The organism is Albidovulum inexpectatum, assembly GCF_002927635.1.
GTDB classification, from domain to species: Bacteria; Pseudomonadota; Alphaproteobacteria; order Rhodobacterales; family Rhodobacteraceae; genus Albidovulum; species Albidovulum inexpectatum.
Map to the genome: position 1 here is coordinate 75,829 of NZ_PRDS01000001.1, position 23,342 is coordinate 99,170.

At 63.8% G+C, this 23,342-nt stretch carries 24 protein-coding genes and 1 tRNA gene; 9 read left to right on the forward strand and 16 right to left on the reverse strand.

The features are described from left to right. Positions 1 to 18: 18 nt before the first annotated feature. Positions 19 to 411: an MAPEG family protein gene (locus LV82_RS00395; RefSeq protein WP_104068747.1), complete on the forward strand. Its 393-nt coding sequence runs from the start codon at positions 19 to 21 to the stop codon at positions 409 to 411. A 36-nt stretch (positions 412 to 447) separates the two neighbouring features. Further along, the gene (gene lpdA, locus LV82_RS00400) at positions 448 to 1,842 is read left to right on the forward strand and encodes a dihydrolipoyl dehydrogenase (protein ID WP_104068748.1); all 1,395 of its coding nucleotides are present in this window, start codon (positions 448 to 450) and stop codon (positions 1,840 to 1,842) included. Between the two features lie 525 nt (positions 1,843 to 2,367). Here the strand turns inward: lpdA and LV82_RS00410 are convergent. Continuing rightward, positions 2,368 to 3,018 carry a GntR family transcriptional regulator gene (locus LV82_RS00410; RefSeq protein WP_104068750.1) on the reverse strand — a complete coding sequence of 217 codons (651 nt, stop codon included), beginning with the start codon at positions 3,016 to 3,018 and terminating at the stop codon, positions 2,368 to 2,370. 57 nt (positions 3,019 to 3,075) lie between these two features. Next, entirely contained in the window at positions 3,076 to 3,765 is a 690-nt protein-coding gene (locus LV82_RS00415) for a M48 family metallopeptidase (RefSeq protein ID WP_104068751.1), read from the reverse strand. A 144-nt stretch (positions 3,766 to 3,909) separates the two neighbouring features. On the opposite strand from LV82_RS00415, the gene LV82_RS00420 reads away from it, so the two are divergent. Both LV82_RS00420 and LV82_RS00425 read left to right on the forward strand, forming a co-directional pair. Next, a complete protein-coding gene (locus LV82_RS00420; RefSeq protein ID WP_104068752.1) occupies positions 3,910 to 4,233 on the forward strand; it encodes a TIGR02300 family protein in 324 nt (107 codons plus the stop codon). Positions 4,234 to 4,432: 199 nt separating this feature from the next. Next, a tRNA-Ala gene (locus LV82_RS00425) sits at positions 4,433 to 4,508 on the forward strand. 782 nt (positions 4,509 to 5,290) lie between these two features. Here LV82_RS00425 and LV82_RS00430 read toward each other — a convergent pair. The 3 genes from LV82_RS00430 to hemF are packed head-to-tail and all read right to left on the reverse strand — an operon-like array spanning position 5,291 to position 7,196. Then, positions 5,291 to 5,605 (reverse strand): chorismate mutase, encoded by a 315-nt coding sequence (locus LV82_RS00430; protein WP_245873019.1) that lies wholly within the window; start codon positions 5,603 to 5,605, stop codon positions 5,291 to 5,293. 60 nt (positions 5,606 to 5,665) lie between these two features. Next, complete coding sequence (locus LV82_RS00435) at positions 5,666 to 6,301, reverse strand: LysE family translocator (protein ID WP_104068754.1); 636 nt, start codon at positions 6,299 to 6,301, stop codon at positions 5,666 to 5,668. Positions 6,302 to 6,305: 4 nt separating this feature from the next. Then, positions 6,306 to 7,196 (reverse strand): oxygen-dependent coproporphyrinogen oxidase, encoded by an 891-nt coding sequence (gene hemF, locus LV82_RS00440; RefSeq protein ID WP_104068755.1) that lies wholly within the window; start codon positions 7,194 to 7,196, stop codon positions 6,306 to 6,308. Positions 7,197 to 7,321: 125 nt separating this feature from the next. On the opposite strand from hemF, the gene LV82_RS00445 reads away from it, so the two are divergent. Continuing rightward, complete coding sequence (locus LV82_RS00445) at positions 7,322 to 7,720, forward strand: hypothetical protein (protein ID WP_104068756.1); 399 nt, start codon at positions 7,322 to 7,324, stop codon at positions 7,718 to 7,720. On the opposite strand, the gene LV82_RS00450 is transcribed toward LV82_RS00445, so the two are convergent. Genes LV82_RS00450 through clpS form a run of 3 tightly spaced genes read right to left on the reverse strand, consistent with a single transcriptional unit; the run spans position 7,714 to position 9,921 of the window. After that, positions 7,714 to 8,526 (reverse strand): SDR family NAD(P)-dependent oxidoreductase, encoded by an 813-nt coding sequence (locus tag LV82_RS00450; RefSeq protein ID WP_104068757.1) that lies wholly within the window; start codon positions 8,524 to 8,526, stop codon positions 7,714 to 7,716. The two genes, LV82_RS00445 and LV82_RS00450, sit on opposite strands and share 7 nt — an antisense overlap. Before the next feature lie 32 nt (positions 8,527 to 8,558). After that, a complete protein-coding gene (locus LV82_RS00455) occupies positions 8,559 to 9,587 on the reverse strand; it encodes a class I SAM-dependent methyltransferase (RefSeq protein ID WP_104068758.1) in 1,029 nt (342 codons plus the stop codon). A gap of 16 nt (positions 9,588 to 9,603) precedes the next feature. Continuing rightward, on the reverse strand, positions 9,604 to 9,921 hold the full coding sequence (clpS, locus tag LV82_RS00460) for an ATP-dependent Clp protease adapter ClpS (RefSeq protein WP_104068759.1): 318 nt from the start codon (positions 9,919 to 9,921) through the stop codon (positions 9,604 to 9,606). 213 nt (positions 9,922 to 10,134) lie between these two features. On the opposite strand from clpS, the gene LV82_RS00465 reads away from it, so the two are divergent. Both LV82_RS00465 and LV82_RS00470 read left to right on the forward strand, forming a co-directional pair. Further along, complete coding sequence (locus LV82_RS00465) at positions 10,135 to 10,845, forward strand: HAD family hydrolase (protein ID WP_104068760.1); 711 nt, start codon at positions 10,135 to 10,137, stop codon at positions 10,843 to 10,845. 160 nt (positions 10,846 to 11,005) lie between these two features. Continuing rightward, positions 11,006 to 12,964 (forward strand): D-alanyl-D-alanine carboxypeptidase family protein, encoded by a 1,959-nt coding sequence (locus LV82_RS00470; protein WP_104068761.1) that lies wholly within the window; start codon positions 11,006 to 11,008, stop codon positions 12,962 to 12,964. Between the two features lie 22 nt (positions 12,965 to 12,986). Here LV82_RS00470 and ccoS read toward each other — a convergent pair whose 3' ends face one another. Genes ccoS through ccoG form a run of 4 tightly spaced genes read right to left on the reverse strand, consistent with a single transcriptional unit; the run spans position 12,987 to position 17,220 of the window. Then, complete coding sequence (gene ccoS / locus LV82_RS00475) at positions 12,987 to 13,145, reverse strand: cbb3-type cytochrome oxidase assembly protein CcoS (protein ID WP_104068762.1); 159 nt, start codon at positions 13,143 to 13,145, stop codon at positions 12,987 to 12,989. A gap of 10 nt (positions 13,146 to 13,155) precedes the next feature. Continuing rightward, positions 13,156 to 15,345, reverse strand: a complete 2,190-nt coding sequence (locus LV82_RS00480; RefSeq protein ID WP_104069250.1) for a heavy metal translocating P-type ATPase — start codon at positions 15,343 to 15,345, stop codon at positions 13,156 to 13,158. Next, positions 15,345 to 15,800, reverse strand: a complete 456-nt coding sequence (locus LV82_RS00485) for a FixH family protein (RefSeq protein WP_104068763.1) — start codon at positions 15,798 to 15,800, stop codon at positions 15,345 to 15,347. The genes LV82_RS00480 and LV82_RS00485 overlap by 1 nt, the downstream gene beginning before the upstream one ends. Position 15,801: 1 nt before the next feature. Beyond that, positions 15,802 to 17,220, reverse strand: coding sequence for a cytochrome c oxidase accessory protein CcoG (ccoG, locus tag LV82_RS00490; RefSeq protein ID WP_104069251.1), 1,419 nt, complete (start codon positions 17,218 to 17,220; stop codon positions 15,802 to 15,804). 190 nt (positions 17,221 to 17,410) lie between these two features. Between ccoG and LV82_RS00495 the strand changes: the two genes are divergently transcribed. Then, positions 17,411 to 18,715 carry an arylsulfotransferase family protein gene (locus LV82_RS00495; protein WP_104068764.1) on the forward strand — a complete coding sequence of 435 codons (1,305 nt, stop codon included), beginning with the start codon at positions 17,411 to 17,413 and terminating at the stop codon, positions 18,713 to 18,715. 174 nt (positions 18,716 to 18,889) lie between these two features. Here the strand turns inward: LV82_RS00495 and ccoP are convergent, their stop codons facing one another. From ccoP to ccoN, 4 genes are read right to left on the reverse strand one after another with little or no spacing between them, the layout of a single operon-like run. Next, on the reverse strand, positions 18,890 to 19,765 hold the full coding sequence (gene ccoP / locus LV82_RS00500) for a cytochrome-c oxidase, cbb3-type subunit III (RefSeq protein ID WP_104068765.1): 876 nt from the start codon (positions 19,763 to 19,765) through the stop codon (positions 18,890 to 18,892). Then, a complete protein-coding gene (locus LV82_RS00505) occupies positions 19,762 to 19,947 on the reverse strand; it encodes a cbb3-type cytochrome c oxidase subunit 3 (RefSeq protein WP_104068766.1) in 186 nt (61 codons plus the stop codon). The genes ccoP and LV82_RS00505 overlap by 4 nt, the downstream gene beginning before the upstream one ends. Before the next feature lie 10 nt (positions 19,948 to 19,957). Next, complete coding sequence (gene ccoO, locus LV82_RS00510; protein WP_104068767.1) at positions 19,958 to 20,683, reverse strand: cytochrome-c oxidase, cbb3-type subunit II; 726 nt, start codon at positions 20,681 to 20,683, stop codon at positions 19,958 to 19,960. 14 nt (positions 20,684 to 20,697) lie between these two features. Then, positions 20,698 to 22,296, reverse strand: coding sequence for a cytochrome-c oxidase, cbb3-type subunit I (gene ccoN / locus LV82_RS00515; RefSeq protein ID WP_104068768.1), 1,599 nt, complete (start codon positions 22,294 to 22,296; stop codon positions 20,698 to 20,700). Between the two features lie 205 nt (positions 22,297 to 22,501). Between ccoN and LV82_RS00520 the strand changes: the two genes are divergently transcribed. Then, positions 22,502 to 23,341: a universal stress protein gene (locus LV82_RS00520; RefSeq protein WP_104068769.1), complete on the forward strand. Its 840-nt coding sequence runs from the start codon at positions 22,502 to 22,504 to the stop codon at positions 23,339 to 23,341. The last annotated feature ends 1 nt before the right edge of the window (position 23,342 follow it).

Sequence of the window (23,342 nt, forward strand, 5' to 3'; positions counted from 1 at the left end):
ACGCAGGAAGGAATGCCAATGTCCAGTGAACTGAACATCCTTGCGCTATACGGCCTGTACACCGCGTTGGTCCTGATCCTGAAGGTGTCCGGGATGATGAGCCAGCTTGGCATGGGCTATCTGCTGTCATCGCGCGACGAACAGCGCAGCCTGCGCGGCATCACCGGCCGGCTGGATCGCGCGCTGAGCAACTCGATCACCGCAATGACGCTGTTTGCGCCCGCGATCCTGATCCTTGCAGCGAAAGACGCCTTTACGCCGGGGACGCTGACGGCGGCCAAGGCCTTTCTGCTGGCACGGGTCCTGTATGTTCCCGCCTATGGATTTGGCATCATAGGCTTGCGCACCTTGCTGTGGCTGGCAGGATTTGCCGCCACTGTATTCCTTTATCTTGTTGCGCTGGCGGCCTGAGACCCCGCGCCACACACCACCACGAAGGAGAATTCCATGGCAGAGTTCGACGTCATCGTCATCGGTGCGGGCCCCGGTGGCTATGTCTGCGCCATTCGCTGTGCGCAGCTCGGGCTGAAGACGGCCGTCGTCGAAGGACGCGACACCCTGGGCGGCACCTGTCTGAATGTCGGCTGCATCCCGTCCAAGGCGCTGCTGCATGCCTCGCATTCGCTGCACGAGGCCGAGCACAATTTCGCAAAGATGGGTCTGACCGTGGCCAAGCCCAAGGTCGACTGGAAACAGATGCTGGCCTACAAGGACGACGTGATCGGCCAGAACACCAAGGGCATCGAGTTCCTGTTCAAGAAGAACAAGATCACCTGGCTGAAGGGCTGGGGCTCGATCCCGGAACCCGGCAAGGTCAAGGTCGGGGACGAGATCCACGGCGCGAAGAACATCGTCATCGCCAGCGGGTCGGAACCGTCCAGCCTACCGGGCGTCACGGTCGACAACGATGGCGGGGTGATCGTCGATTCCACGGGCGCGCTGGCCCTGCCCAAGGTGCCGAAGTCGATGATCGTGATCGGCGCGGGCGTGATCGGGCTGGAACTTGGCTCGGTCTATGCCCGGCTGGGCACGAAGGTGACCGTGGTCGAGTATCTCGACCACATCACGCCCGGAATGGATACCGAGGTTCAGCGCACGTTCCAGCGCATCCTGTCCAAGCAGGGGCTGGACTTCGTGCTTGGCGCAGCCGTGCAGGAGACCAAGGCGGCGAAGGGCAAGGCCAGCGTCACCTACAAGCTGCGCAAGGACGACAGCGAGGCCACGCTCGAGGCTGACTGCGTGCTGGTTGCCACCGGCCGGCGTCCCTTCACCGCGGGGCTTGGGCTCGAGTCGCTGGGCGTCGAGATGGAGCCGCGCGGCCAGATCCGCATCGACGATCACTGGCGCACCAATGTGCCGGGGATCTATGCGATCGGCGATGCCGTCAAGGGGCCGATGCTGGCCCACAAGGCCGAGGACGAAGGCATGGCCGTGGCCGAGGTCATTGCCGGCCGCCACGGGCATGTCAATTATGGTGTCATCCCGTCGGTGATCTATACCACGCCCGAGGTCGCCGCCGTCGGCAAGACTGAACAGCAGCTGAAGGAAGAGGGGCGCGCCTACAAGGTGGGCAAGTTCAGCTTCATGGGCAACGGACGCGCCAAGGCCGTGTTCCAGGGCGAAGGATTCGTCAAGATCCTTGCCGACAAGGAAACCGATCGGATCCTTGGCGCCCATATCATCGGGCCCGCGGCTGGCGATTTGATTCACGAGATCTGCGTCGCCATGGAATTTGGCGCCTCGGCCGAGGATATCGCGCTGACCTGCCACGCCCATCCGACCTATTCAGAGGCTGTGCGCGAAGCCGCCCTGGCCTGTGGCGATGGCGCGATCCACGCCTGATCGGGATCGCCGGAAGACGTGAAGGGGCGCCCCGCCGGGCGCCCTTTTTCGGTCCTGCGACACAGGCGTGCGCAACAGGCTTGCAAGTTCAGAACCGGCCATTCCGCCCTTGGCCGGAGGATGAACCCTGCCAAGTTCTGGCGCTGCCGACAACAGGCCTTGGCCCGGCGAGCACCTCAGGCGGGTATGCTTGGGAACAAAGGAAAGTGATCCACGCGCCGGGATGTTGATTGCAGCATGATCAGCGCGAACCGTGCATGCCGAAAACAGCCGGCAACTGCACGGCGCTGGCCCCACAGATGCAGGCCAATGGACAAGATCGACACGATGCCCAGGCATTCGCGCACCCGCTTGGGAATCCGGCGGTCATATATGCCGGGACGATGCACCCCCCAAACCAACCAGACACGAAACGGCCCGGACGCCGGCGGCGTGGGAAGACACAAGAATTGGGATGCCAGAAGGCCCTCGCCCCGGGCCCGAACGGCCCTGCTCATGAAACGAAAAGGCAAGCGGGGCGAGCCGCTACTGGGTCAGGTGTCGCAGGCCGTGCGTCACGTCGGTGCGCACCGCAAGCCGCAGCGCGGGTTCATCCCCGGCCTTGAGCGCGGCGATGATCATGCGGTGATGGCGCGGCGCCTCGGTCCGGGTCAGCCGCGCATAGACCGCGCGCATCGTCGGGCCAAGCTGCAGCCATACGGTTTCGGCAATCGCCAGCATCGCCGGGGCCTGCGCGCGCAGATACAGCGTTCGGTGAAACTCCAGGTTGGTCCGTATATAGCCTACGGCATCGCCCTTGACCGCGGCCTCGGCATTGGCCGAATTGATCGACTGCAGCCGTTCAATCAGTGCCAGATGCGCGCGCGGCAGGGCGCGGCTGGCAAGCTCGGTCTCGATCAGGGCACGCAGGGCGGCAAGCTCCTCGATCCGCTCGGGCGAAAGTTCCGGCGTCGTGACCCGGCCCGAGGCCGAAAGGGTCAGCGCGCCTTCGGCCGCGAGCCTTCGCAGCGCCTCGCGCACCGGCGTCATCGATACGCCATAGGTATTGGCAAGTCCGCGCAATGTCAGCGCCTGCCCCGGGGCCAGCTCGCCATGCATGATCTTCTGGCGCAACGACCGGTAGATGCGGTCATGGGCCACCTGGGCAATATCCGTGGGGCGGGTTTGAGTCTGCATGGCAGCAGTGATCACAAATCCGGCGCCAGCGTCAACGCCGCGCCGCGCCTGGCATGTTCATGCGCCGAAATCCACAAGAAGCAATGCGCCGCCGTTCTGCTTCAGCCAGGCGCGGTGCTCGGCATAGTCGGGCATCAGTTCGGCAACGACCGACCAGAAGCGGGGCGAGTGGTCCATGTGGACGAGATGCGCGACCTCATGCGCGGCGACATAGCGCAAGACCGGCAAGGGCGCCATGACAAGACGCCAAGAATACATCAATCGCCCGTCCGATGTGCAGGACCCCCAACGCGACCGGGTATCGCGCAACGTGATGCGGCTGAATTCGCGCCCCAGGCGGGATGCGAAATCGTGGCTGGCAGACCACAGACGCTCACGCGCTGACGCCTTCAGGAAAGCCTTCAGGACCGGGCCGGGCCGCGCTCCTGACGGCAGCAGGATCTTGTCATCCATGACGACCGGCGCGCGCATTGCCCCTTCGGCAACGATCAGCTGCCGGCCTTCAAACGGCAGCGATCCGCCGATGACGACCGGGCGACCTTCCCCCGCCTGCTGCAGCACCCGGCGCAACCATGGCTCTTTCTGCCGGGCGAAGTCGATCGCCTCTTGATCCGTTCCCAGCGCAGGCACCGACAAGGTCACGCGGCCATCAAGGCGGCTGACACGCAGGCTGTAGCGCCTTGCGCGTGCGGATTTGCGCAAGGTGATCGTGATCGGGGGATCGCCGGGAAGGATGTGTCGTGTCATGGTGCCGCCTTTGCGCCAAGATTACCGTTTCGGCCGGAATGGGAAAGCCCCGGTCGCGGCCCACGCCAAAAGCCTTTGACAGCCTGCCCACGTTGTGGCAGTTGGCATCGACTCTCGAACAGACGTGCACGGAAGGAGTGTTCCATGGCCAAGGACGAATGGGGCGTCAAGCGCCTTTGCCCGCATTGCGGCAGCAAATTCTATGACCTGGGCCGCGATCCGATGACCTGCCCGGAATGCGGCCAAAGCTTCACGCTGGAAGATCTGCTGAGCGGTTCGGGCCGGACGGTGGTCACCGATCAGACCGCGCTGAAGGACGACGATCTGGATACGGATCTGGATACCGAGGATCTGGACGCCGATGCCGGCGATGCGGATCTGGACGATGATCTGCTGGAAGACGACGACGATGACACGGTCTCGCTGGACGAGATCGCAGACGTCGCCGATGACGACGAGGACAGTTGACAGCAGCAGCCCGTGCACATTTGCAGGCAGGGGGCGCGGCAATGCCGCGCCCCTTTTCCTTTGCGATCCGCTGCCAAGCGGATCGACACGAATTCCAGCCGAGCGGTTTCGTGGAAAAAAGCGAAATTTTCCGCTTGCACCCCTCGCCAAGCTTGCCTATATCGCGGCTCACACGGGCGGCAACGTCCGAGACCTCGGTGGGGCCATAGCTCAGTTGGGAGAGCGCTTGAATGGCATTCAAGAGGTCAGGGGTTCGACTCCCCTTGGCTCCACCAATTCTCCATATAATATCCCTCAAAAGCACTTGTTTGGGCGAAACTACGTCCGCTCCAGGTCGTGTTTGCTACAGTTTTGCTCCAGCTTTTGCTCCAGAAATCGCTTCGGTAACGGGTCGTGCGGGCCGGTGCTCGGGGTCGTTGTCCTGCCTGCGGCCGCGCCTGTCAGGGCCGATTCGTGGAGACATGGCGAGGGACAGCCGGATCCACGGGCATCTCATCGACAGAGGCGTGGACGGCAGCGTCTCGGGGACCCGCTTCAGGCCAGCTCTCCGGCCTGTGACCGAGCGCCTCACTGCCGCAGCCAGACACCACCTGCCCGGAATCTTTCTGACTACAGGCGCGCGGCTTTCGGGCGTGGATGGCAGTCGGCCGCATGACCGAACCGACCCGAGCGGTGGAATGCCCTGTCGGGTCATCATTGAACACCTCGCCAAGCGAAGCGTCGCTGGTTGACCAACCCTGGCGAGCGAAGGGCGCAACAGCGCAAGAGTCAGGATTTCGTTTTCGCGATACACTTCGGTGCCTTTTGAACTGCCAGGTGTGACAGTCCAGCCGCGCTGTTGGCACCGAACAGCCGGTCCATCACAAGGTCAGTCAGGCTGAAGGCAGGCCCCACGATGCGCCCAGCGGGCCGCAGTGACGGAAACGATGCCGTTTGCTCCTGCCGCGATCGTGCCCGATTCTGGCGCAGTGGCAGTTGCGGGTCAGCGCGGGCCTCGGCGGTCGCAGGTCCGCACCGCGCCCTTCCCGAGAGCCCGTTTTCTCGACTCGACCCTCTGTCAGCGCGGCGGCTTGCCTTCCGCCCCACGAGCCATCGCATCTTCCTCGCGAGCGATGGACCAATCAATCAGGCGGCGCCAGATCGATTCGACAAGCTCCGCATCCAGGCTCTCTTGAACCGCTTTCGCTCGCACATTGCGGACCACCTCTTCGACACGCGCATCGATCCGGGCAGGCCATCCCAGAGCGGGCTTCAGCTCTGCCGCGCGGTCGATATAGCGGACACGGCGGGCCAGCAGGCGCACCAATTCTGCGTCCAGCTTGTCGATCTCGGCCCTGACATCGGCCATCGTCTGGCACTCTTCAGGCTTCATGTGTGCCTCCGGGTTTGTCGTCGCGAACTAGCGCAACTTCCAAGCAACGACAACGCCTGCTCAGCCATCGGCGCGTCCCGTGCTCCACGCGAACCAGACGGCAATCACGGCCAGAAGGATTGCCAGCACGCGCCGCACGACCAACCGCTTATCGGGGTTCTCCAGCAACGGACGCGCCGCGCCGGCCAAGGTCACGATGGCGGCATGAATTGCAGTCGCGACAGCGACGTAAATCATCGACAGCATCACCGTCGCTGCCAGAACGGATCCCTGCGGCGGCACGAACCCGGGCAGAACCGCTATGAAGAACATCGCGGCCTTGGGGTTCAGCAGGTTCGCGATCAGACCTCTGCGAAAATACAGAATGGTCCGGGCACTGTCGGGCAAGGGCTCTTCGGCCCGGTCATCCCGTTGCCACCCCTCCCATGCCAGATACAGCAGAAACGCCACCCCGCCCCATCGCAGCATCTCGTACAGGATGGGCGAAGCCGTGATCAGCGCCGCAAGCCCGAAAGCCGCGCCAAGCCCCACGATCGACAGGCCCAGGGCGACCCCTGCCACGGCGGCATAGCCCAGGCGACGCCCCTCGCCCGCGGCCACGATGGCCAGCCAGCCCATGTTCGGGCCCGGCGTCAGCTCGATCACGATCGACGTGACGATGAATGCCAGCATCGAACCCGCCTGAAGATCGCCCATCGCCCTAGATCCACTTCGCCAAGGGCGGCAGGCTCATCAGGACGGCATTGGCATCATGCCCGGACTCCAGCCCGAATTTCGTACCACGGTCGTAAACCAGATTGTATTCCGCATACAGACCGCGGTGCACCAGTTGCGCCTCCCGGTCGGCCTCGAAGGCCGCAATGGCGGCGCGTCGCCGGACCAGCGGCAGGAAGGCCGGCAAGAAGGCGCGCCCGACATCCTGCGTAAAGGCAAAGTCTGCCTCCCAGTCTCCGGTATTCAGATCGTCATAGAATATCCCGCCAACGCCCCTGGCACGCCCCCGATGCGGAATGAAGAAATATTCGTCCGCCCAGGCCTTGAAACGCGGGTAGTATTCCGCGTCATGCGCGTCGCAGGCGGCCTTCAGCGTCGCGTGGAAATGCCGGGTATCCTCGGGATATTCGATACAGGGGTTCAGATCCGCGCCCCCGCCGAACCACCATGCCCGCGGTGTCCAGAACATGCGGGTGTTCATGTGAACTGCGGGAACATGCGGATTTTGCATATGCGCAACCAGGCTGATGCCGCTGGCCCAGAAACGCGGATCCTCGTCCATTCCGGGAATTCCACGCGCCGCCATCGCCGCCTGTGCACGTTCTCCAAGCCGACCATGAACGGTCGAAACGTTCACCCCGACCTTCTCGAAGACACGTCCGCCACGCATGACGCTCATCAGACCGCCCCCGGCGTCCTCGTCGTCGCTGCCACGACGGCGGGTTTCCGAAACGTCGAAGCGGCCCGGGGCGCGATCGCCACCGGGGCCGACGTCAAGCTCATCTTCCAGCGCCTCGAAGGCCGCCACGATCTCGTCGCGCAATTGGCGGAACCAGTCCGATGCCCGCTGGCGTTCCGCCTCCATCATGTCGGTCATGCCCAACCTCTTGTCACTTCACTGTGTCTGGCTATCACCTCGCGCCCCCTACCGCCAGCAACGCAATTGCCGCAGACGGGCCAGGGGGCTAGACTTGCACCATCCCGACGAATGGACCCGGCCCCATGCGCCCAACGCCCCTGGCCCTGATGCTCGTCCTGGCGCTGTCAGCTTGCGGCACGCCCCAGGAAAGGTGCATCCGCAACGTTTCGGCCGAGCTGCGCAGGCTTGACGCCCTGATCGCCGAAACCGAGGCCAATCTGGCCCGAGGCTATGGCTATGAAACCCGCGAGATCATCCGCCACGAATGGCAGATCTGCACCGACCTGATAGGCGATCCGCCAAAACCGGTGCATCGCATGTGCCTTGAGCCCGTCTGGGATACGGTCCGCCGCCCCATTGCCATCGACCCAGAAGCCGAACAGAGAAAGCTCGAAGGATTGCGCAACCGCCGAGCCGCCCTTGCGCCGGCCGTCGCCGAAGCGATCGCCGAGTGCCGCCTGCGCCATCCGCAGGATCAATAGGCCGGAACGGACACCGCATCGATCAGGCCACGCCCGCCATCCACCGCCAGGATCTGGCCGGTGACGAATCCCGCCCCGTCCGAGGCAAGGAATTGCGCCGCATGCGCCAGTTCGGAAGCCGAGCCGATCCGGCCCATCGGCGTTCCGTCCTCGATGATCTCGCGCCAGTCGGGATTGTCCTTCAGACAGCTTTGCAGGCTTGCGCTCATGATGCTGCCGATGGCGATCCCATTGACGCGTATGCGATGCCCGGCAAGCGCCACGGCCAGGCTCCGCGTCGCCTGTTCCAGCGCGGCCTCGGCGATCGAGCAGGCCAGAAGCTGGGGATGGGCATGTCGCGCGGCAAGCGTGGTGATGTTGATGATCGACCCGATCGGACCGTCCTCGCGCCCGTCCTTTTCTGCCTGTGCAATCATCCTGCGCGCGGCCATCTGGCCCAGCTTGAGCGCCGAGAACAGGTTCCGCTGCATCATGATGTCCAGCGCCGGATCGTCCGGGTCCAGCGGGTCCGATGTCTGGATCTTCCGGCTGGCATTCACGACGATGTCGATCCGATCGAACGCGTCGATCGTGGCGGACAGCAGGTTCGCGATCGCCAGCTTCTTGTCCAGATCGCCCGCGAACCACCGGATCGAACCGCCATCGTCATCAGCATCGGCGCCGATTTCGTCCTTCAGCCGCGCCTCGTCATAATCGGCGAACATGACCTTGGCGCCGCGGTCCACGAAATGCCGGGCGATCGCCCGCCCGACGCCGCAGGAAGCGCCGGTCACGATGGCGGTCTTGCCCGATATGGAAAGTGTCATGGCATCCTGTCCGAATTGTTGCACAGAGCTGTTCAGCGTCTTGCCGCCGCGCCGGACCGGCCGGTCTGCACGATCGGGCGCGCGGCACAGATGATCTTGAAACCCGGCACCCCATCCAGTTCCCGGACGTCGCGGAACAGGCGCGCCAGAACGGGTTCATAGGGCAGGTGCCGATTGGCCACCATGAACAGGCGCCCACCAGGGGTCAGCATCCTTGCAGCCGCCTCGATGAAGACGGCGCCCAGCGATGGGTCCGCGTCGCGCCCCACATGGAACGGGGGATTGGTCACGATCACATCGAATGGCCGCTCGGGCACAAAGGTGGCAACGTCGGCCCAGTGGAAACGCGCCCTGTCGTCCATGACATTTCGGCGCGCGCAATCCAGCGCCGTCGTATCCGCCTCGACCAGGTGCAGCTCGTCCACGTCCGGGCGTTCGAGAATCCGAGACGCCAGCCAGCCCCAGCCCGCGCCCAGATCGGCCACCACGCCGCGCAAGGTTTCGGGCAAGGCCTGTGCCAGGGCCACCGACCCCCGGTCGATCCGATCGGCCGAAAACACCCCCGGCCGTGTCACGAAGCCCGGCGCGGGTTCCAGATCCCGCGCGCCCCAGTCCTGGAAACCTTCGCCCGCGTCAGCCTGGATACGAAGGATGCGGCCATGCGCCTTCGCCAGGACATCTCCCAGCTTCGCGCGCGCGCGCAACTCCTTCTGCATCGTCTCGATACCGTCGGTCTTCTGCCCGTCCACCCACACGGGGCCGCCGGGGCGTACGCGCGCCACTGCCTCGGCCAGCCATGCGCGCCCCTGCTCGCGCGAGCGCGGCAGCAGAACCAGGGCAGCGGCGAAATTCTCGCCCGCCTCGTCCATACGGGTGACGACGTTCCAGCCGCGCGTCACAAGGGCATCATGATCCGGACGAAATCCCTGCACGACGACGCTACGGTCGCGCGGCAGGGCAGACAGATCGTCCTGCCCGCGGGCGCCGATCACAAGCACCCTGCCCTGTTCGGGCAAGGCCCCCGGCGCGCCAAGCGCAAGCGAAATTCTGGGATGTGTCATGTCGGGGCTCTCTGCCCTATTCCCGTTCCATCGTGCATTGCAGCGGATGCTGATGCCGCCGGGCAAAGTCCATCACCTGGGCAACCTTGGTTTCGGCCACCTCGTAAGAAAACACGCCCACGACTGCCAGCCCCTTCTTGTGGACCGTCAACATGACCTCGAAGGCCTGGGCGTGGCTCATGTGGAAGAAGCGTTCCAGCACGTGGACGACGAATTCCATCGGCGTGTAATCGTCGTTCAGCAGGATCACCTTGTACAATGGCGGGCGCTGGGTCTTGGGGCGCGTTTTCGTGACGACGGACGACTCGCTGTCGCCGTCCTCGCCACCCGACATTGTGACCGGCCCGATCCTGAGCGCGTCCTTGACTGACACGAATGTCTCCCTGCGCTGCGGCTTGACGGCAGGCGCCGCCGTTTGCGACTCTGGCCGTCGAAAAATTTCAGGTTCCTTATATAGCGTCTGACGCGCGCGATGAAAGCCTTGGGGCCACCGAAGCTTTCACGACCCGGTTCGATCGCGCGGTTTCATGGCGGATCGAGACGAAATATGCTTGATGTCGACACTGTCGCCTTCGATGCCGACGACACGCTTTGGCACAACGAACGCTTTTTCCGCCTGACCCAGCAGCGTTTCTTCAGGCTGCTGGCCGACCATGCGGACCCCGATCACCTGGCCGAACGGCTTCTGGCGGCCGAAAGACGCAATCTTGGGCGCTATGGCTTCGGCGTCAAGGGATTCACGCTGTCGATGATCGAAACCGCGCTGGAAGTGACCGAAGACCGCGTTCCCGCACGGGTCATCCGCGAGCTCATCGACGCCGGGCGCGAAATGCTCGCCCATCCGATCGAGCTGCTTCCACATGCGCGCGAGACACTGGCCGCCCTGCACGGTAGCTTCCGTATCATGCTGATCACCAAGGGCGACCTGCTGGACCAGGAGCGCAAACTGGCCCAATCCGGGCTGGGCGAGTATTTCGATGCGGTCGAGGTCGTTTCGGAAAAGACCGCCGACATCTATTCACGTCTTTTCGCGCGCCATGCGATTCGCCCCGAACGCGCGGCCATGATCGGCAATTCATTGAAATCCGACGTCATTCCCGTGCTCCAGTTCGGTGGCTGGGGCGTGCATGTGCCGCATGACCTGACCTGGGAACTGGAACGGGCCGACCCGCCACGCGATCACCCCAGGTTCCGTGAATTGTCGCATCTGGGGCAATTGCCCGACCTCTTGCACCCCCCGCTGCCCATATCTGGTTAAGCGTGATCTTGGCCATACAACATATCGGCAGACAAGCCCGCATGTCAGGAAACCGCCACAACCACCCGGACACATTAAGGTTTTCCGATTGCCAAAGCCGTGCTAGCCTTGGGTAAATCACAAAAATCCCGGCAATGATCCGGGGAACGAGGCAGGAATTATGGGACGGGTATCTGCTTGTTTTGGGCAGTGCACGCGATGGACCGTTTGGGCGGTGGTCCTGATCGTCGTGCAATTGGCAATGCCGCTGGCGGCGCTCGCGGCGCCTTATGCGGATTACGTGATTGATGCCCGCACCGGCGAGGTCCTGCACCAGGAGAACGCGAACACGCGTCTGCACCCCGCCTCTCTGACCAAGATGATGACGCTCTATATCGCCTTCGAGGCGATCGAGCATGGCGAGATCACGCTTGATACCAAGGTGACCATCTCGCGCCACGCCGCCTCGCAGCCCCCTTCCAAGCTTGGGCTTCGTCCAGGGCAGCAAATCGCCTTGCGGTACCTGATCCGCGCGGCGGCGATCAAGTCTGCCAATGACGCGGCCACGGCGATCGCCGAAGCGATCGAAGGCAGCGAACCGGCCTTTGCCCGTCGCATGAACCGCATGGCAAAGGCGATGGGCATGACGCGCACCAACTTTGTCAACGCGAACGGCCTGACCGCGAAGGGCCATTTGTCCACCGCCCACGACATGACGATCCTGGGGCGTCACCTGTTCTACGACTATCCCCAGTATTACAACCTGTTCTCGCGCACCTCGGCCGATGCGGGGATTGCCCGCGTCTATCACACGAACCGTCGTTTCCTGGCCAGCTACAAGGGCGCCGACGGAATCAAGACGGGCTACACCTCGGCCGCCGGTTTCAACCTGACCGCCTCGGCCCAGCGGGGCAGCAAGCGCGTGATCGTCACGGTCTTCGGCGGCAAGTCGGTGGCATCGCGAAATGCGCGGGTGGCCGAGCTCATGGATCTTGGCTTCGCGCGCTCGCCCAACCGGGTTGCTGTGCAAAAGCCGCCGCGACCGCCCTATTCCGGCAAGGTCGACGACGACGTCATGGTGGTGGCCGAGGCACGGCCGGGCACGAAAACCTTGCCCGCAGGCAAGGTCATCCGGCTGAATACCGCCGTCAAGGTCAGCCCCCGCCCGCGCCCCCGGCCCGGCCCCGAGACGGCGCCGGAAACCGAAGAGCTGCTCTTGGCCATGCAAGACACGATCGAAGCCGTGCTGACCGAGGCGCAGGACCCACCGGAACCCGAAGAAGCGCTGGCCCGGACCGAGGAACCGGCCGAGCCCGAAACCCTGCCCGCCCAGACGATCGAGATGGCTGCCGCCGCTCCGGCCACGGCCGATCCCGAACCCGGCTTCATTCAGGAAACCGCGCCGCAGCCTGAAACGCTGGCCGCGCTGGCCGAACCGAATGCCGAGATCAGCCCCGAAACGCCGGAAGATCCGGCCGATCCGGTGGCGCAGGCGGTTGCGCTTGCGCTCGCCGATGCAAAGGCGCCGGAAAGCTCGCTGCGCCCGCGGCCTTCACCCTTCAGGATGGCCGCACAAACAGCGCCCGGCACTGAACAGCCGGTCGAGGTTGCCGAAGCCACCAAGGCCGCGCCAGCCGAACCGGACACCGCGCCCGAGCCCACAACCCTTGCCTCTGCGGTCACGGAAGAGCCCGACGCGTCCGCGCCAGCCGAGACGGTCATCGCCACGATCGAACCACAGGCCGAACCGGTCGCAACGGAGGTGCGGGTCCAGCCAATCGCCCCGTCGCGGCCTGCCCCGCTTCGGATCAGGCCAGAACAGGTTGTTCTCGTCAGCTCTGCTTCCCCGGCTTCACGGGATCAGGACGTGCCGCTGGAGGTGGTCACCCGCGTCTCGACCTCGGGGGGGCGGGAATGGGCCGTCTCTGTCGGCCGCTTCCCAAGCAGTTATGAGGCCGAACGTCGCTTGCTGCAGATCGCGTTGACCGAAACCGCGACACTGGACGAATCCCTGCGCAAGGTCGTGAAGCGCAGCGGCGGATACGAAGCGCAGTTCGTCGGCCTGACCCGCGACATGGCCGAACTGGCCTGCCTTCGCCTTCAGGCACGTGCGGTGGAATGCGACGTTCAGGGGCCGTAGGCTGCCAAGCCCGTGATGACCATCAGGGCTTGGGATGATCGTCCCATTCACTGGACAGGATGCGGTGGGCGTCGCCGTCGGGGTCGTCGTATTGGCGGCTCTTCAGCGTCCACAGAAAGCCGACCAGACCAAGCCCGCCCAGAAACAACGACACCGGGATCAGAAAAACAAGCATTTCCATCGGTCGGTCCTCATTTCAGGCGCAAGGCGTTCAGCGACACGGTGATCGAAGACGCCGACATTGCCAGCGCCGCGATCAGGGGCGTGGCCAGACCTGCCAGTGCAACGGGAATGGCGATCACGTTGTAGGCCAAAGCCAGCCCGAAGTTTTCAACGATCCGCCTGCGCGCAAGTCGCGCCAGGCGTATCGCCATGGCCAGAGGGCCCAGGTCCTGACCCAGAACGACGATGTCGGAGGCGACCCGCGCCGCGTCCAGAGCATTCGCCGGCGAGATCGAGACATGCGCCGAGGCCAGCGCGACCGTGTCGTTCAACCCGTCGCCGACCATCAGGACGCGCGCTCCCTCGGCTTGAAGTCGCGCGATGCGCTCGGCCTTGTCATGGGGGCTCTGGCCCGCGGACCATTCCGGGATTCCCAACGATTCCGCCATGCGTCGCACGGGTGCCTCGGCGTCACCCGACAGAAGAATGACGCGATGGCCGCCTGCGCGCAAATCGGCAACGGTCTCGGCCGCGCCCGGGCGCAGGCTGTCCGAGAACCGGATGGCGCGTGTCTGTCCGTCCGGCAGGGCAAGATAGGTCGCCGTTCCCTCGACCACGGGGGCACCAACCCATTCGGCGCGACCCAACCGAACCACGGATCCATTCACGCGCCCTTCGACCCCCTGGCCGGGTATCTCGCGGATGTCTTGCACGGTGTCGGGACGCAACCCCATATCCGCCACGGCGCGCACCAGGGCCCTGGCCAGGGGATGGGCCGAGGCCGAGGCCAGTGCAGCCGCCAGGGACAGATCGCGCGGATCATGTGCCTCCAGGCCGACTGGCTCGGGCGCACCCAGCGTCAGCGTGCCGGTCTTGTCGAAAACCACCGTATCGATCTCGGCCAGCCGTTCCAGCGCTGTTCCGTTCTTGATCAGGAAGCCGTTTCGGAACAGGCGACCCGAAGCCGAGGTCACGACCGCCGGAACGGCCAGTGCCAGCGCGCACGGGCAGGTGATGATCAACACCGCGGCCGCGACGTTGAGCGAATGGCGCAGATCACGCGTCGCGTAGAACCATCCTGCAAACGCGGCCAGGGCCAGAAGATGGACCACCGGCGCATAAGCCCGCGCCATGCGATCGGAAATCGACGTGTATCTGGTCCGCGCGCTTTCCGCCACGGCAACAAGGTCGGCCATCCTGTGCAGCGATGAATCGCGCCCCGCCGCGGTGACGCGCAAGACCAGCGGCCCGGTCAGGTTGACCTCGCCCGCACTGACACGCCCCCCCGGTTCGACGGGAACAGGCAGCGTCTCGCCGGTCAAGAGCGACCGGTCGAGTTCCGAGCTGCCCTCGACCACCTCGCCATCGGCCGGCATGCGTGCGCCGGGGCGCACGAGGACAAGATCACCCGCCTCGAGTTCGGCCACGGGAACCACGGTTTCCGCGCCGCCTATAAGCCGGGTCGCGCGCGGCACCTCCAGCGCCGCAAGTTCCTCGGCCGCCGAACGCGCCGCAGCGCGCGAGCGATAGTCCAGATAGCGCCCTACCAGAAGAAAGAAGCACAGCGAGACGGCGGCATCGAAATAGGCATGCTGCCCGCTTTCCGCCGTCTCATACAGCGAAACGGCGGCGGCCAGGATCAGGGCCAGTGAGATCGGCACATCCATGCCCAGCCGGCGCGCCTTGATCGCTGCCCATGCCGATGAAAAGAACGGCTGCCCCGAAAAGGCCAATGTCGGCAGCGCGATCGCGGCCGAAATCCAGTGGAACAGATCTCGCGTCGCCGATTCCGCCCCCGACCACACCGCGATCGACAGAAGCATGATGTTCATCATCGCGAAACCGGCCACGCCCAGCCGCATCAACAGATCGCGACCGCGGCGGTCGGTTTCGGTCATCGACAGCAGTCCCGGGTCAAGCTCGTGCGCGGGATATCCGATCGCGGCCAGTTTCTCGATCACGGCATCTGGCGTGATCGACGGGTCCGCCTCGACCGACACGCGCTTCAGCGTCAGATTTACCCGCGCGGAATGCACGCCTTGCATCTCGCGCAGCGCGCGCTCGACATCGGTTATACAGGCTGCGCAATGCGCAGTGGGCAGGGAAAAGACCAGCCCCGCCGGGCGTTTCTCGCGCGCCTCGGCCAGCCGTTCGGCAGCAGGCGCCGCGACACAGGCGGGACAGGCAGAAATGCTGCTGGCGGCGTAGCTGTCCGACATCATCCCCTCACGAAGAGATCCAGCCTTTGGCGGAACTTGGTGCCATCCTCGGCATGCGCTTCCAGAAGAAGCATCCACTTGCCCGGCGCCAGATCGGCCCGCGCGACGTAGTCGCCATTGTTCCAGACGAATTCGGGCTGGCGATCCTGTGCCGCCATGGTCGTGCGCCCGACCGTCACGCTGAGATCGCGCACCCGCACGGGCTGGCCGGCGCGATCACGGAAGGACAGCCGCAGCATCCCGTTTTCATACGCGTGCTCCAGGTTCCAGCCCAGCGCCTCTTGTGCGCGCCGTTCAGCGTCGAAGACCTGGCTGGCAACATAGGAGTTCTTGACCTCAAGCCCCGGGAACGTACGGATCGCAAGATAGGCCATCACCACGTTGACGGCGATGATGATGCCAAAGGCCGCAACCGTGATGAACAGGACCTTCCTGCCTGTCAGTTCGCCTTTCATCCTACTCTCCCCGACCGTTGAACACGGTATCAGCATATACCCGCTCGTGCGATGCCGTATCGGCAATCCAGATACGGATCTCGCTGCGTTCCGCGCGCGCCTGGCTCGTACCCGCTGGCGCCTCGACATACAGCCTTTGCGTGCGTGTTTCATCGGCCGGAACGGTGACTTCAAGCCGGTCCTGCCCCTCGAGCGTCAGGCGGTAATGGCCATCGGCGCTGATCGACACCCGAAACGTGCGCTCGTCAGGGTGCTTGTTGCGAATGCGCAGCGTATAGATGTTGCGGATCGAGCCGTCGGCCAGGGTCACGTAGATCGGGTTGCGTTCGGGCGTGACATTTATCTCGATGGGTGAGCGCAGGAACAATGCAACGATCAGGCCCACACCAATGGCCGACCACAGGGTAAAGTACAAAAGCGTGCGCGGGCGGAAGACATGCTTCCAGACGGGAATGGGCGGTTTGCCCTCGCGCTCGCGAACCTCATCGGACAGGGCCATGTAACCGATCAGGCCGCGCGGCTTGCCGATCCGGTCCATCACCTCGTCGCAGGCATCGATGCACAGCGCGCAGGTAATGCATTCCAGCTGTTGGCCATCGCGGATGTCGATCCCCATCGGGCAGACATTCACGCAGGCCTCGCAGTCGATGCAATCGCCGAGGCCCACGCGGTTCTTGCCCTTGCCCCGCGGCTCGCCCCGCCAGGCGCGATAGGCGACGACAAGGGAATCCTCGTCCAGCATGGCTGCCTGGATGCGCGGCCAGGGGCAGGCATAGATGCAGATCTGTTCACGCGCGAACCCGCCGAAGAAGAAGGTCGTGAAGGTCAGGATGCCCATTGTCGTATAGGCAATGGGATGCGCGTTGCCCGTGACCAGATCGCGCGCGAGGGTCGGCGCGTCGGTAAAGTAGAAGACCCAGGCGCCACCCGTGGCCAGCCCGATCAGCAGCCAGATCGTCCACTTGGTCAGCCGAAGCCGCGCCTTGCGCAGGTTCCACTTCTCGTGCCACAGGCGCACCCGCGCGTTGCGGTCGCCCTCGATCCATCTTTCGACAAGGATGAACAGGTCGGTCCAGACCGTCTGCGGGCAGGCATAGCCGCACCAGACGCGCCCCAGCGCCGAAGTGAACAGGAACAGCCCCAGACCCGCCATGATCAGAAGGCCGGCTATGAAATAGAACTCGTCGGGCCAGATTTCGATCATGAAGAAGAAGAAGCGACGATTGGCCAGATCCACCAGAACCGCCTGATCCGGCATATTCGGCCCCCGGTCCCAACGGATCCAAGGGGTGATGTAATATATGCCAAGGGTGACGGCCATGATCAGCCATTTCAACGTGCGGAAACGACCCTTGACCCGGCGGGGAAAGATCGGCTCGCGCGCTGCATACAATGTCTGCGGCTGGGGAGACTCGTTCATCTGGGCGGAATCCTTCTGTTCGCAGCGTGCTTTTCGCAGGAGAACCTCGTAATGGCCTTGACCCAGATCAAGCCGCTGACACATGCGACTTTCTGCCTCGGTACGCCTTTTGTGAAGACCTGGATCGCAAGGCCTGTATCCGCGACCATTCCTGGCCTACACTCCCGTTGGGGCCAGGTGCGGTGAGGGTATGAGCGAAGAAAAAACTGGGCGCAGGGCCAGACTTGCGGCGCTGGCGGGCGCCGGGGTGCTGCTGTTTGGCCTTGGGCTGTTTGCGGGGGTGAAATCGATTCCGCCGGCGCCGCAATTGCGGCAGACCCTGGCAACGATGGGCCAGCTCAAGGTACTGGTCACCGCGGCGCTGTTCAAACGCCCCGATCAGCATCTGGGCCCACGCTTGCACGAAGGCGAAGGGGTGACCATCGCGCGGCCGGACATCATGGCGCCCGGAGTGACCTTCATATCGGGCCTGTTCGGCCAAAGGCTGGGCTTTCGTCTGTTCGGTCGCGACGGGCAGATCCTGTATGATTGGCCCGTGGATTTCTTCCAGATCGCGCCCGACGAGATGGAGCACCGCTACCACGCGCTGATCCATGGCGCCGTGCTGATGGAGAACGGAGACGTCGTCGCCAATCTCGACGGTCGCGGCATGGTGCGGCTGGACGCATGCGGAAAGATCATCTGGCGAAATCATTCACGCAGCCATCACGCGATCTTTCGCGACCATCGCGGCTGGCTGTGGGCTCCTTTGGGGGTTGCCGAACATCGCGCGCCCGACATTGCCGGCATCCCGTTCCGGATGGACCGGCTGGGTGCATTCAATCCCGAAACCGGCGACCAGATCGCCGAGATCGACCTGCTGGACGTGTTGCAAAGATCTGACATGATCGGGCTGATCCAGGACATCTACCGCAGCCCCGAAGACGTGCTGCACCTGAACGACGTCGAAGTCCTGCCGCCCGATCTGGCGGCGAAATTCCCGATGTTCGATTCGGGCGATATTCTCGTCTCGCTGCGCAATCTCAATCAGCTTTGGGTGATCGACGGAACGGAACACCGCATCAAGTGGATCGGCGCAGGGGCGACCATCGGCCAGCACGACCCCGACTTCGAGCCGGACGGGACGATTTCGGTTCTCGACAATCGCCCGCGAACCCCGATTCGCGCGCCGGACGGCTATCCCGGGCCGCATGGCGGCAGCAGGATCCTGTTACTTGACCCCGAACGCGGGGGACATGCGGTTCTGTACCAGGGAGACGACCGAAATCCCTTCTACACGCCCTATCGGGGCAAGCATCAGGTTCTTGAAAACGGCAACGTGCTGATCGCGGAGACCGATGCCGGCAGGGCTTTCGAGGTGACGCCCGGCGGAGATATCACCTGGGAATATCTCAACATCTGGGACGCCACGAACAGCGGGTGGGTGCTGGATATCACCCGCTACCCGACCTCCCATGGCGATTTCGTTCAGGGCCTCGACTGCGCGGCAAAGTGACCCCGCGCCAGATCTTGAACGGTTGCGGCGTTTCCCTATTAAACAAGGCGGCCGAACACTGAACGTGTCGGCCGCAGTGGGAAAAGGCACCGGCGCCCCCAGGAAACGCGCGAACAGGACGGGGCGCCGGCGCTCTCTATCCGGGGGGCAGCGGGGCTGACCCCCCGAATTCCGTCATTCTCCGCCGCCACGGCTGTGGACCCAGGCGGCCACGGCGCGGATCTCGGCTTCGGACAGTTCCGCACCGCCCATGGGTGGCATCACACCAAAGCGGGAATAGGTCACGGTCTGGGTCAGCGTGTCGACATCGCCCCCATACAGCCAGATCGCATCGGTCAGGTTCGGCGCGCCCTGCGTACGATCGCCGGTGCCGTCCTCGCCATGGCAGGCGGCACAATTGTCGGCAAAGATCACCTCGCCCTCGGCCGCCATGGCCGCATCATGCGCCTGCCCGGAAATCTTCAGGACATACTGGACGACCTGGTCGATCTGCTCTTTCTCCAGGAGGCCGTCTGCACCGAAGCGCGGCATTTCGGAATAGCGGGCATCGGGATCTTCCTCGTTCCGGATGCCATGGCTGATCGTATAGTGGATGTCCTCGATCGTGCCGCCCCAGAGCCAGTCGTTGTCCAGCAGGTTGGGATAGCCCTTGTTGCCCGCGGCCCCCGATCCGTGACACTGGGCGCACCATGTGCGGAAGATCGCGCCACCCGCGTTCTGAGTATAGTTCACCAGTTCGGGATCATTGGCGATCTCATTCAGGTCGACCGAAACCAGCCTCGCTTCGATCGGCGCATTGCGCTCTTCGAACTGCCTGATCTCCTCGGCAACCTCAAGGCGCGTATCGTGGCCAAGCAGGCCCTGCGTCGCGCCATTGATCAGCGGCCAGGCGGGATAGGCTATCGTGTAGATCACGCCCCAGATGATCGTGGCATAGAAGGTCCACAGCCACCAGCGTGGCAAGGGGTTGTTGTATTCCTCGATTCCATCCCAGCTGTGGCCGGTCGTCTCGACCGGGGGCTTGGTCGTCTTGGTCGGCTTTCTGCTCATTTCTTTGCCTCCTCGGTCGGGGCGGGGCGATCCTCGTGGCGGAAGGGAATGGTCGCGATCTCGTCATGAACGCGCCGGGATCCGGGCCGGAAAGCCCACAGGATCACCCCGATGAAGATCAGGAACAGCGCCAGAAGCGCCCAGCTGTCGGCGAACTGGCGGGTGATGGTGTACAGGTCCATGCTCCCCTCCTCAGCGCGCCGGGTCCGGTTCGAAGGTCGAGAAATCGACCATCGTGCCCAGAACCTGCAGGTAGGCGATCAGCGCGTCCATCTCGGTGATCCCGGGCTGGCCGTCGAAATTCGCGACGACCGCGCCGGGATAGCGCTCGAGAAGCCCGTCTGTATCGGCCTCGGGATCGGCCTGCGCCAGGAAGTCGGCCCGCGCCAGCTCGATCATTTCCGGCGTATAGGGCACGCCCACCATCGCGTCGGTCTTCAGGCGATCCTCGATATGCTCGGGCTCGATCAACCGATTGGCCAGGAAGCCATATTTCGGCATCACCGATTCCGGCACCACCGATTGCGGGTCGGTCAGGTGATCGACATGCCATTCGTTCGAATAACGGCCGCCGACGCGCGCCAGATCCGGGCCGGTGCGCTTCGATCCCCACTGGAACGGGTGGTCATACATCGACTCGGCCGCAAGGCTGTAGTGACCATAGCGTTCGACCTCGTCCCGCATCGGGCGGATCATCTGGCTGTGGCAGACATAGCAGCCCTCGCGGATATAGATGTCGCGGCCGGTCAGCTCCAGCGGTGTGTAGGGACGAACGCCTTCGACCTTCTCGATCGTGTTCTCGATATAGAAGAGCGGTGCGATTTCTACGATACCGCCGACTGTGACCACCAGGAAGGACGAGATCAGAAGCGCCGTCGCGTTGGTTTCAAGGAACTTGTGCTTGTCCAGAATGCCCATGTCTCCGGCCTCCCTCATTCAGCCGGGACAGCGCTGGAAGCGCGCGCCACGGCGGGCTGCTTCGCAACGGTTGCCCACAGGTTATAGACCATGATCAGCGCACCGGTCAGGTACATCACGCCACCCAGACCGCGCACGACATACATCGGGAACTTGGCCGCGACCGTGTCGGCAAAGGCGTTGACCAGGAAACCCTGGGCATCGACTTCGCGCCACATCAGGCCTTCCATGATGCCAGTGACCCACATCGACGCCGCGTAGAGAACGATACCGATGGTCGCCAACCAGAAATGCCAAGCGACAAGGCGGATCGAGTACAGGCGTTCGCGGTTCCACAGACGCGGCACCAGGAAGTACAGCGCGCCGAAGGTGATCATGCCGTTCCAGCCCAGCGCACCCGAATGCACGTGACCGATGGTCCAGTCGGTATAGTGCGACAGCGAGTTGACCGCCTTGATCGACATCATCGGGCCTTCGAAGGTGGACATGCCATAGAAGCCCACCGAGATCACCATCATGCGGATGATCGGGTCAGTGCGCAGCTTGTCCCACGCGCCCGACAGCGTCATCAGACCGTTGATCATGCCACCCCAAGACGGCATCCACAGGATGACCGAGAACACCATGCCCAGCGTCGATGCCCAGTCAGGCAGCGCCGTGTAGTGCAGGTGATGCGGGCCGGCCCAGATATAAATGAAGATCAGCGCCCAGAAGTGGATGATCGACAGCTTGTAGGAATAGACCGGGCGTTCGGCCTGTTTCGGCACGAAGTAGTACATCATGCCCAGGAAGCCCGCGGTCAGGAAGAAGCCCACCGCGTTGTGGCCGTACCACCATTGCGTCATCGCATCCTGGACGCCGGCAAAGACCTGCACCGACTTGGACCCGAAGATCGAGACCGGGATCGCCAGGTTGTTGACGACATGCAGCATGGCGACGGTCACGATGAAGGACAGGTAGAACCAGTTGGCCACATAGATATGCGGCTCTTTCCGCTTGACGATCGTGCCAAGGAAGACGGCCAGATAGGCGACCCAGACAATCGTCAGCCACCAGTCGACGTACCATTCCGGCTCTGCGTATTCCTTCGACTGGGTGGCACCAAGGATGTAGCCTGTGGCCGCCAGGACGATGAACAGCTGATAACCCCAGAACACGAACCAGGCGAGGTTGCCGCCCCACAGTCGCGCGGCCGAAGTGCGCTGAACGACATAGAATGACGTGCACAGCAGCGCGTTGCCACCGAAGGCGAAGATCACCGCCGAGGTATGCAGCGGGCGCAACCTGCCGAAATTCAGGTATCCTTGGGCCCATTCGAAGTTCAGCCCGGGGAAGGCCAGCTGGAATGCGATGAAGACACCGACCAAAAAGCCCACGACCCCCCAGAATGCCGTGGCGATGACGCCGGCGCGAACCACCCCGTCATTGTATTCGTTCGCGGGTTGCAGCTTTTCTTCGCCGATCCCGCGAAGCACCCACAGGAAGGCGATCGCGGCGGCCAGCATCACCGTCAGCGCGTTCACCGTATATGCAACGTCCCTGCCGTAATTGGCCGCGATCGCGGCCAGAACCGCGATCAGGCCCAATACGGCGAGCTTGATGAAATCCCACATCTCAGCGTTCCCTCGTCATGACGCCACCGCGATTCGCGCGGAATCGGGGCAGCATGATCTTCTGCCTTTTGGCCGTGCCGGTGCGCGGCCGCATTGATCTGCATCAAACCTGCGTGAACCATGGGTTGATCGGAATCAAGGCGACAAATCGGCATCGCCATATATCCTGAAGATGTCACAAGGCTCTGGAAAAGGGAGACATCCGATGGCCTTCAAGTCCATATTGACGATTTCAACGGGACCAACCGGCATAGGGTCCCATATCGATGCCGCGATCGAACTCGCCCGGCGCGAAGACGCCCATCTGGACGTCCTGTGCATTGGTGTCGATGTGACGCAGATCGGTTACTACTATGCCGGCGCCACGGCGATCCTGACGCAAGAGGCCTACAACCAGGCAAAGGCCGATGCCGAGGCCGCCGAGGCCGCCATTCGGGCGCGCCTCAACCCCGAGGACATCCGCTGGGGCGTCGAAACTGCCGTGGCGCAGATCGGCGCGATTTCAGGACCCGTGGCGATGCTTGCCCGCTATAGCGACGTGGTCGTGCTGCCCCAGCCTTATGGCAAAAGCAAGGGCGAGGCACCCGAAGCCGTGCTGGAAGCCGCCCTGTTCGAAGGCCGCGCCCCGGTACTTGTCCTGCCGGAAGGATATGACAGCGCCGATTTCGGCCGCCGCATCGTTCTGGCCTGGAACGAAAGCGACGAGGCGCTCGTGGCCGCGCGCGCGGCCCTGCCTTTGCTGAAGGCCGCAAACCTGGTCGATATCTGCATCATTGACCCGCCGTCGCACGGACCGGAACGCTCCGACCCGGGCGGGATGTTGTCGCAATACCTGGCGCGGCACGGCGTGAATACCGAAGTATCGGTTCTGGCCAAGACGCTGCCGCATACGTCAGAGGTGCTGAACCGGCATGTGCGCGACACGGCGGCCGACATGGTCGTGATGGGCGCCTACGGCCATTCCCGCTTCCGCGAGGCGATCTTCGGTGGCACGACCCGCAACATGCTCGAGCACGCCGAGGTTCCGGTCTTCATGGCCCATTAGG

Bases quoted from the DNA above. Each gene is read 5' to 3' on its own strand.
- LV82_RS00520 (WP_104068769.1), top strand. From the start codon at position 22,502: ATGGCCTTCAAGTCCATATTGACGATTTCAACGGGACCAACCGGCATA.
- LV82_RS00450 (WP_104068757.1), bottom strand. From the start codon at position 8,526: ATGACACTTTCCATATCGGGCAAGACCGCCATCGTGACCGGCGCTTCC.
- clpS (WP_104068759.1), bottom strand. From the start codon at position 9,921: ATGTCGGGTGGCGAGGACGGCGACAGCGAGTCGTCCGTCGTCACGAAA.
- LV82_RS00435 (WP_104068754.1), bottom strand. From the start codon at position 6,301: ATGGGCGATCTTCAGGCGGGTTCGATGCTGGCATTCATCGTCACGTCG.
- ccoN (WP_104068768.1), bottom strand. From the start codon at position 22,296: ATGTGGGATTTCATCAAGCTCGCCGTATTGGGCCTGATCGCGGTTCTG.
- ccoO (WP_104068767.1), bottom strand. From the start codon at position 20,683: ATGGGCATTCTGGACAAGCACAAGTTCCTTGAAACCAACGCGACGGCG.
- ccoG (WP_104069251.1), bottom strand. From the start codon at position 17,220: ATGAACGAGTCTCCCCAGCCGCAGACATTGTATGCAGCGCGCGAGCCG.
- lpdA (WP_104068748.1), top strand. From the start codon at position 448: ATGGCAGAGTTCGACGTCATCGTCATCGGTGCGGGCCCCGGTGGCTAT.
- LV82_RS00455 (WP_104068758.1), bottom strand. From the start codon at position 9,587: ATGACACATCCCAGAATTTCGCTTGCGCTTGGCGCGCCGGGGGCCTTG.
- LV82_RS00445 (WP_104068756.1), top strand. From the start codon at position 7,322: ATGCGCCCAACGCCCCTGGCCCTGATGCTCGTCCTGGCGCTGTCAGCT.
- LV82_RS00505 (WP_104068766.1), bottom strand. From the start codon at position 19,947: ATGGACCTGTACACCATCACCCGCCAGTTCGCCGACAGCTGGGCGCTT.
- LV82_RS00480 (WP_104069250.1), bottom strand. From the start codon at position 15,345: ATGTCGGACAGCTACGCCGCCAGCAGCATTTCTGCCTGTCCCGCCTGT.
- LV82_RS00485 (WP_104068763.1), bottom strand. From the start codon at position 15,800: ATGAAAGGCGAACTGACAGGCAGGAAGGTCCTGTTCATCACGGTTGCG.
- LV82_RS00430 (WP_245873019.1), bottom strand. From the start codon at position 5,605: ATGAAGCCTGAAGAGTGCCAGACGATGGCCGATGTCAGGGCCGAGATC.
- LV82_RS00470 (WP_104068761.1), top strand. From the start codon at position 11,006: ATGGGACGGGTATCTGCTTGTTTTGGGCAGTGCACGCGATGGACCGTT.
- ccoP (WP_104068765.1), bottom strand. From the start codon at position 19,765: ATGAGCAGAAAGCCGACCAAGACGACCAAGCCCCCGGTCGAGACGACC.
- LV82_RS00420 (WP_104068752.1), top strand. From the start codon at position 3,910: ATGGCCAAGGACGAATGGGGCGTCAAGCGCCTTTGCCCGCATTGCGGC.
- LV82_RS00495 (WP_104068764.1), top strand. From the start codon at position 17,411: ATGAGCGAAGAAAAAACTGGGCGCAGGGCCAGACTTGCGGCGCTGGCG.
- LV82_RS00410 (WP_104068750.1), bottom strand. From the start codon at position 3,018: ATGCAGACTCAAACCCGCCCCACGGATATTGCCCAGGTGGCCCATGAC.
- ccoS (WP_104068762.1), bottom strand. From the start codon at position 13,145: ATGGAAATGCTTGTTTTTCTGATCCCGGTGTCGTTGTTTCTGGGCGGG.
- LV82_RS00415 (WP_104068751.1), bottom strand. From the start codon at position 3,765: ATGACACGACACATCCTTCCCGGCGATCCCCCGATCACGATCACCTTG.
- LV82_RS00395 (WP_104068747.1), top strand. From the start codon at position 19: ATGTCCAGTGAACTGAACATCCTTGCGCTATACGGCCTGTACACCGCG.
- LV82_RS00465 (WP_104068760.1), top strand. From the start codon at position 10,135: ATGCTTGATGTCGACACTGTCGCCTTCGATGCCGACGACACGCTTTGG.
- hemF (WP_104068755.1), bottom strand. From the start codon at position 7,196: ATGACCGACATGATGGAGGCGGAACGCCAGCGGGCATCGGACTGGTTC.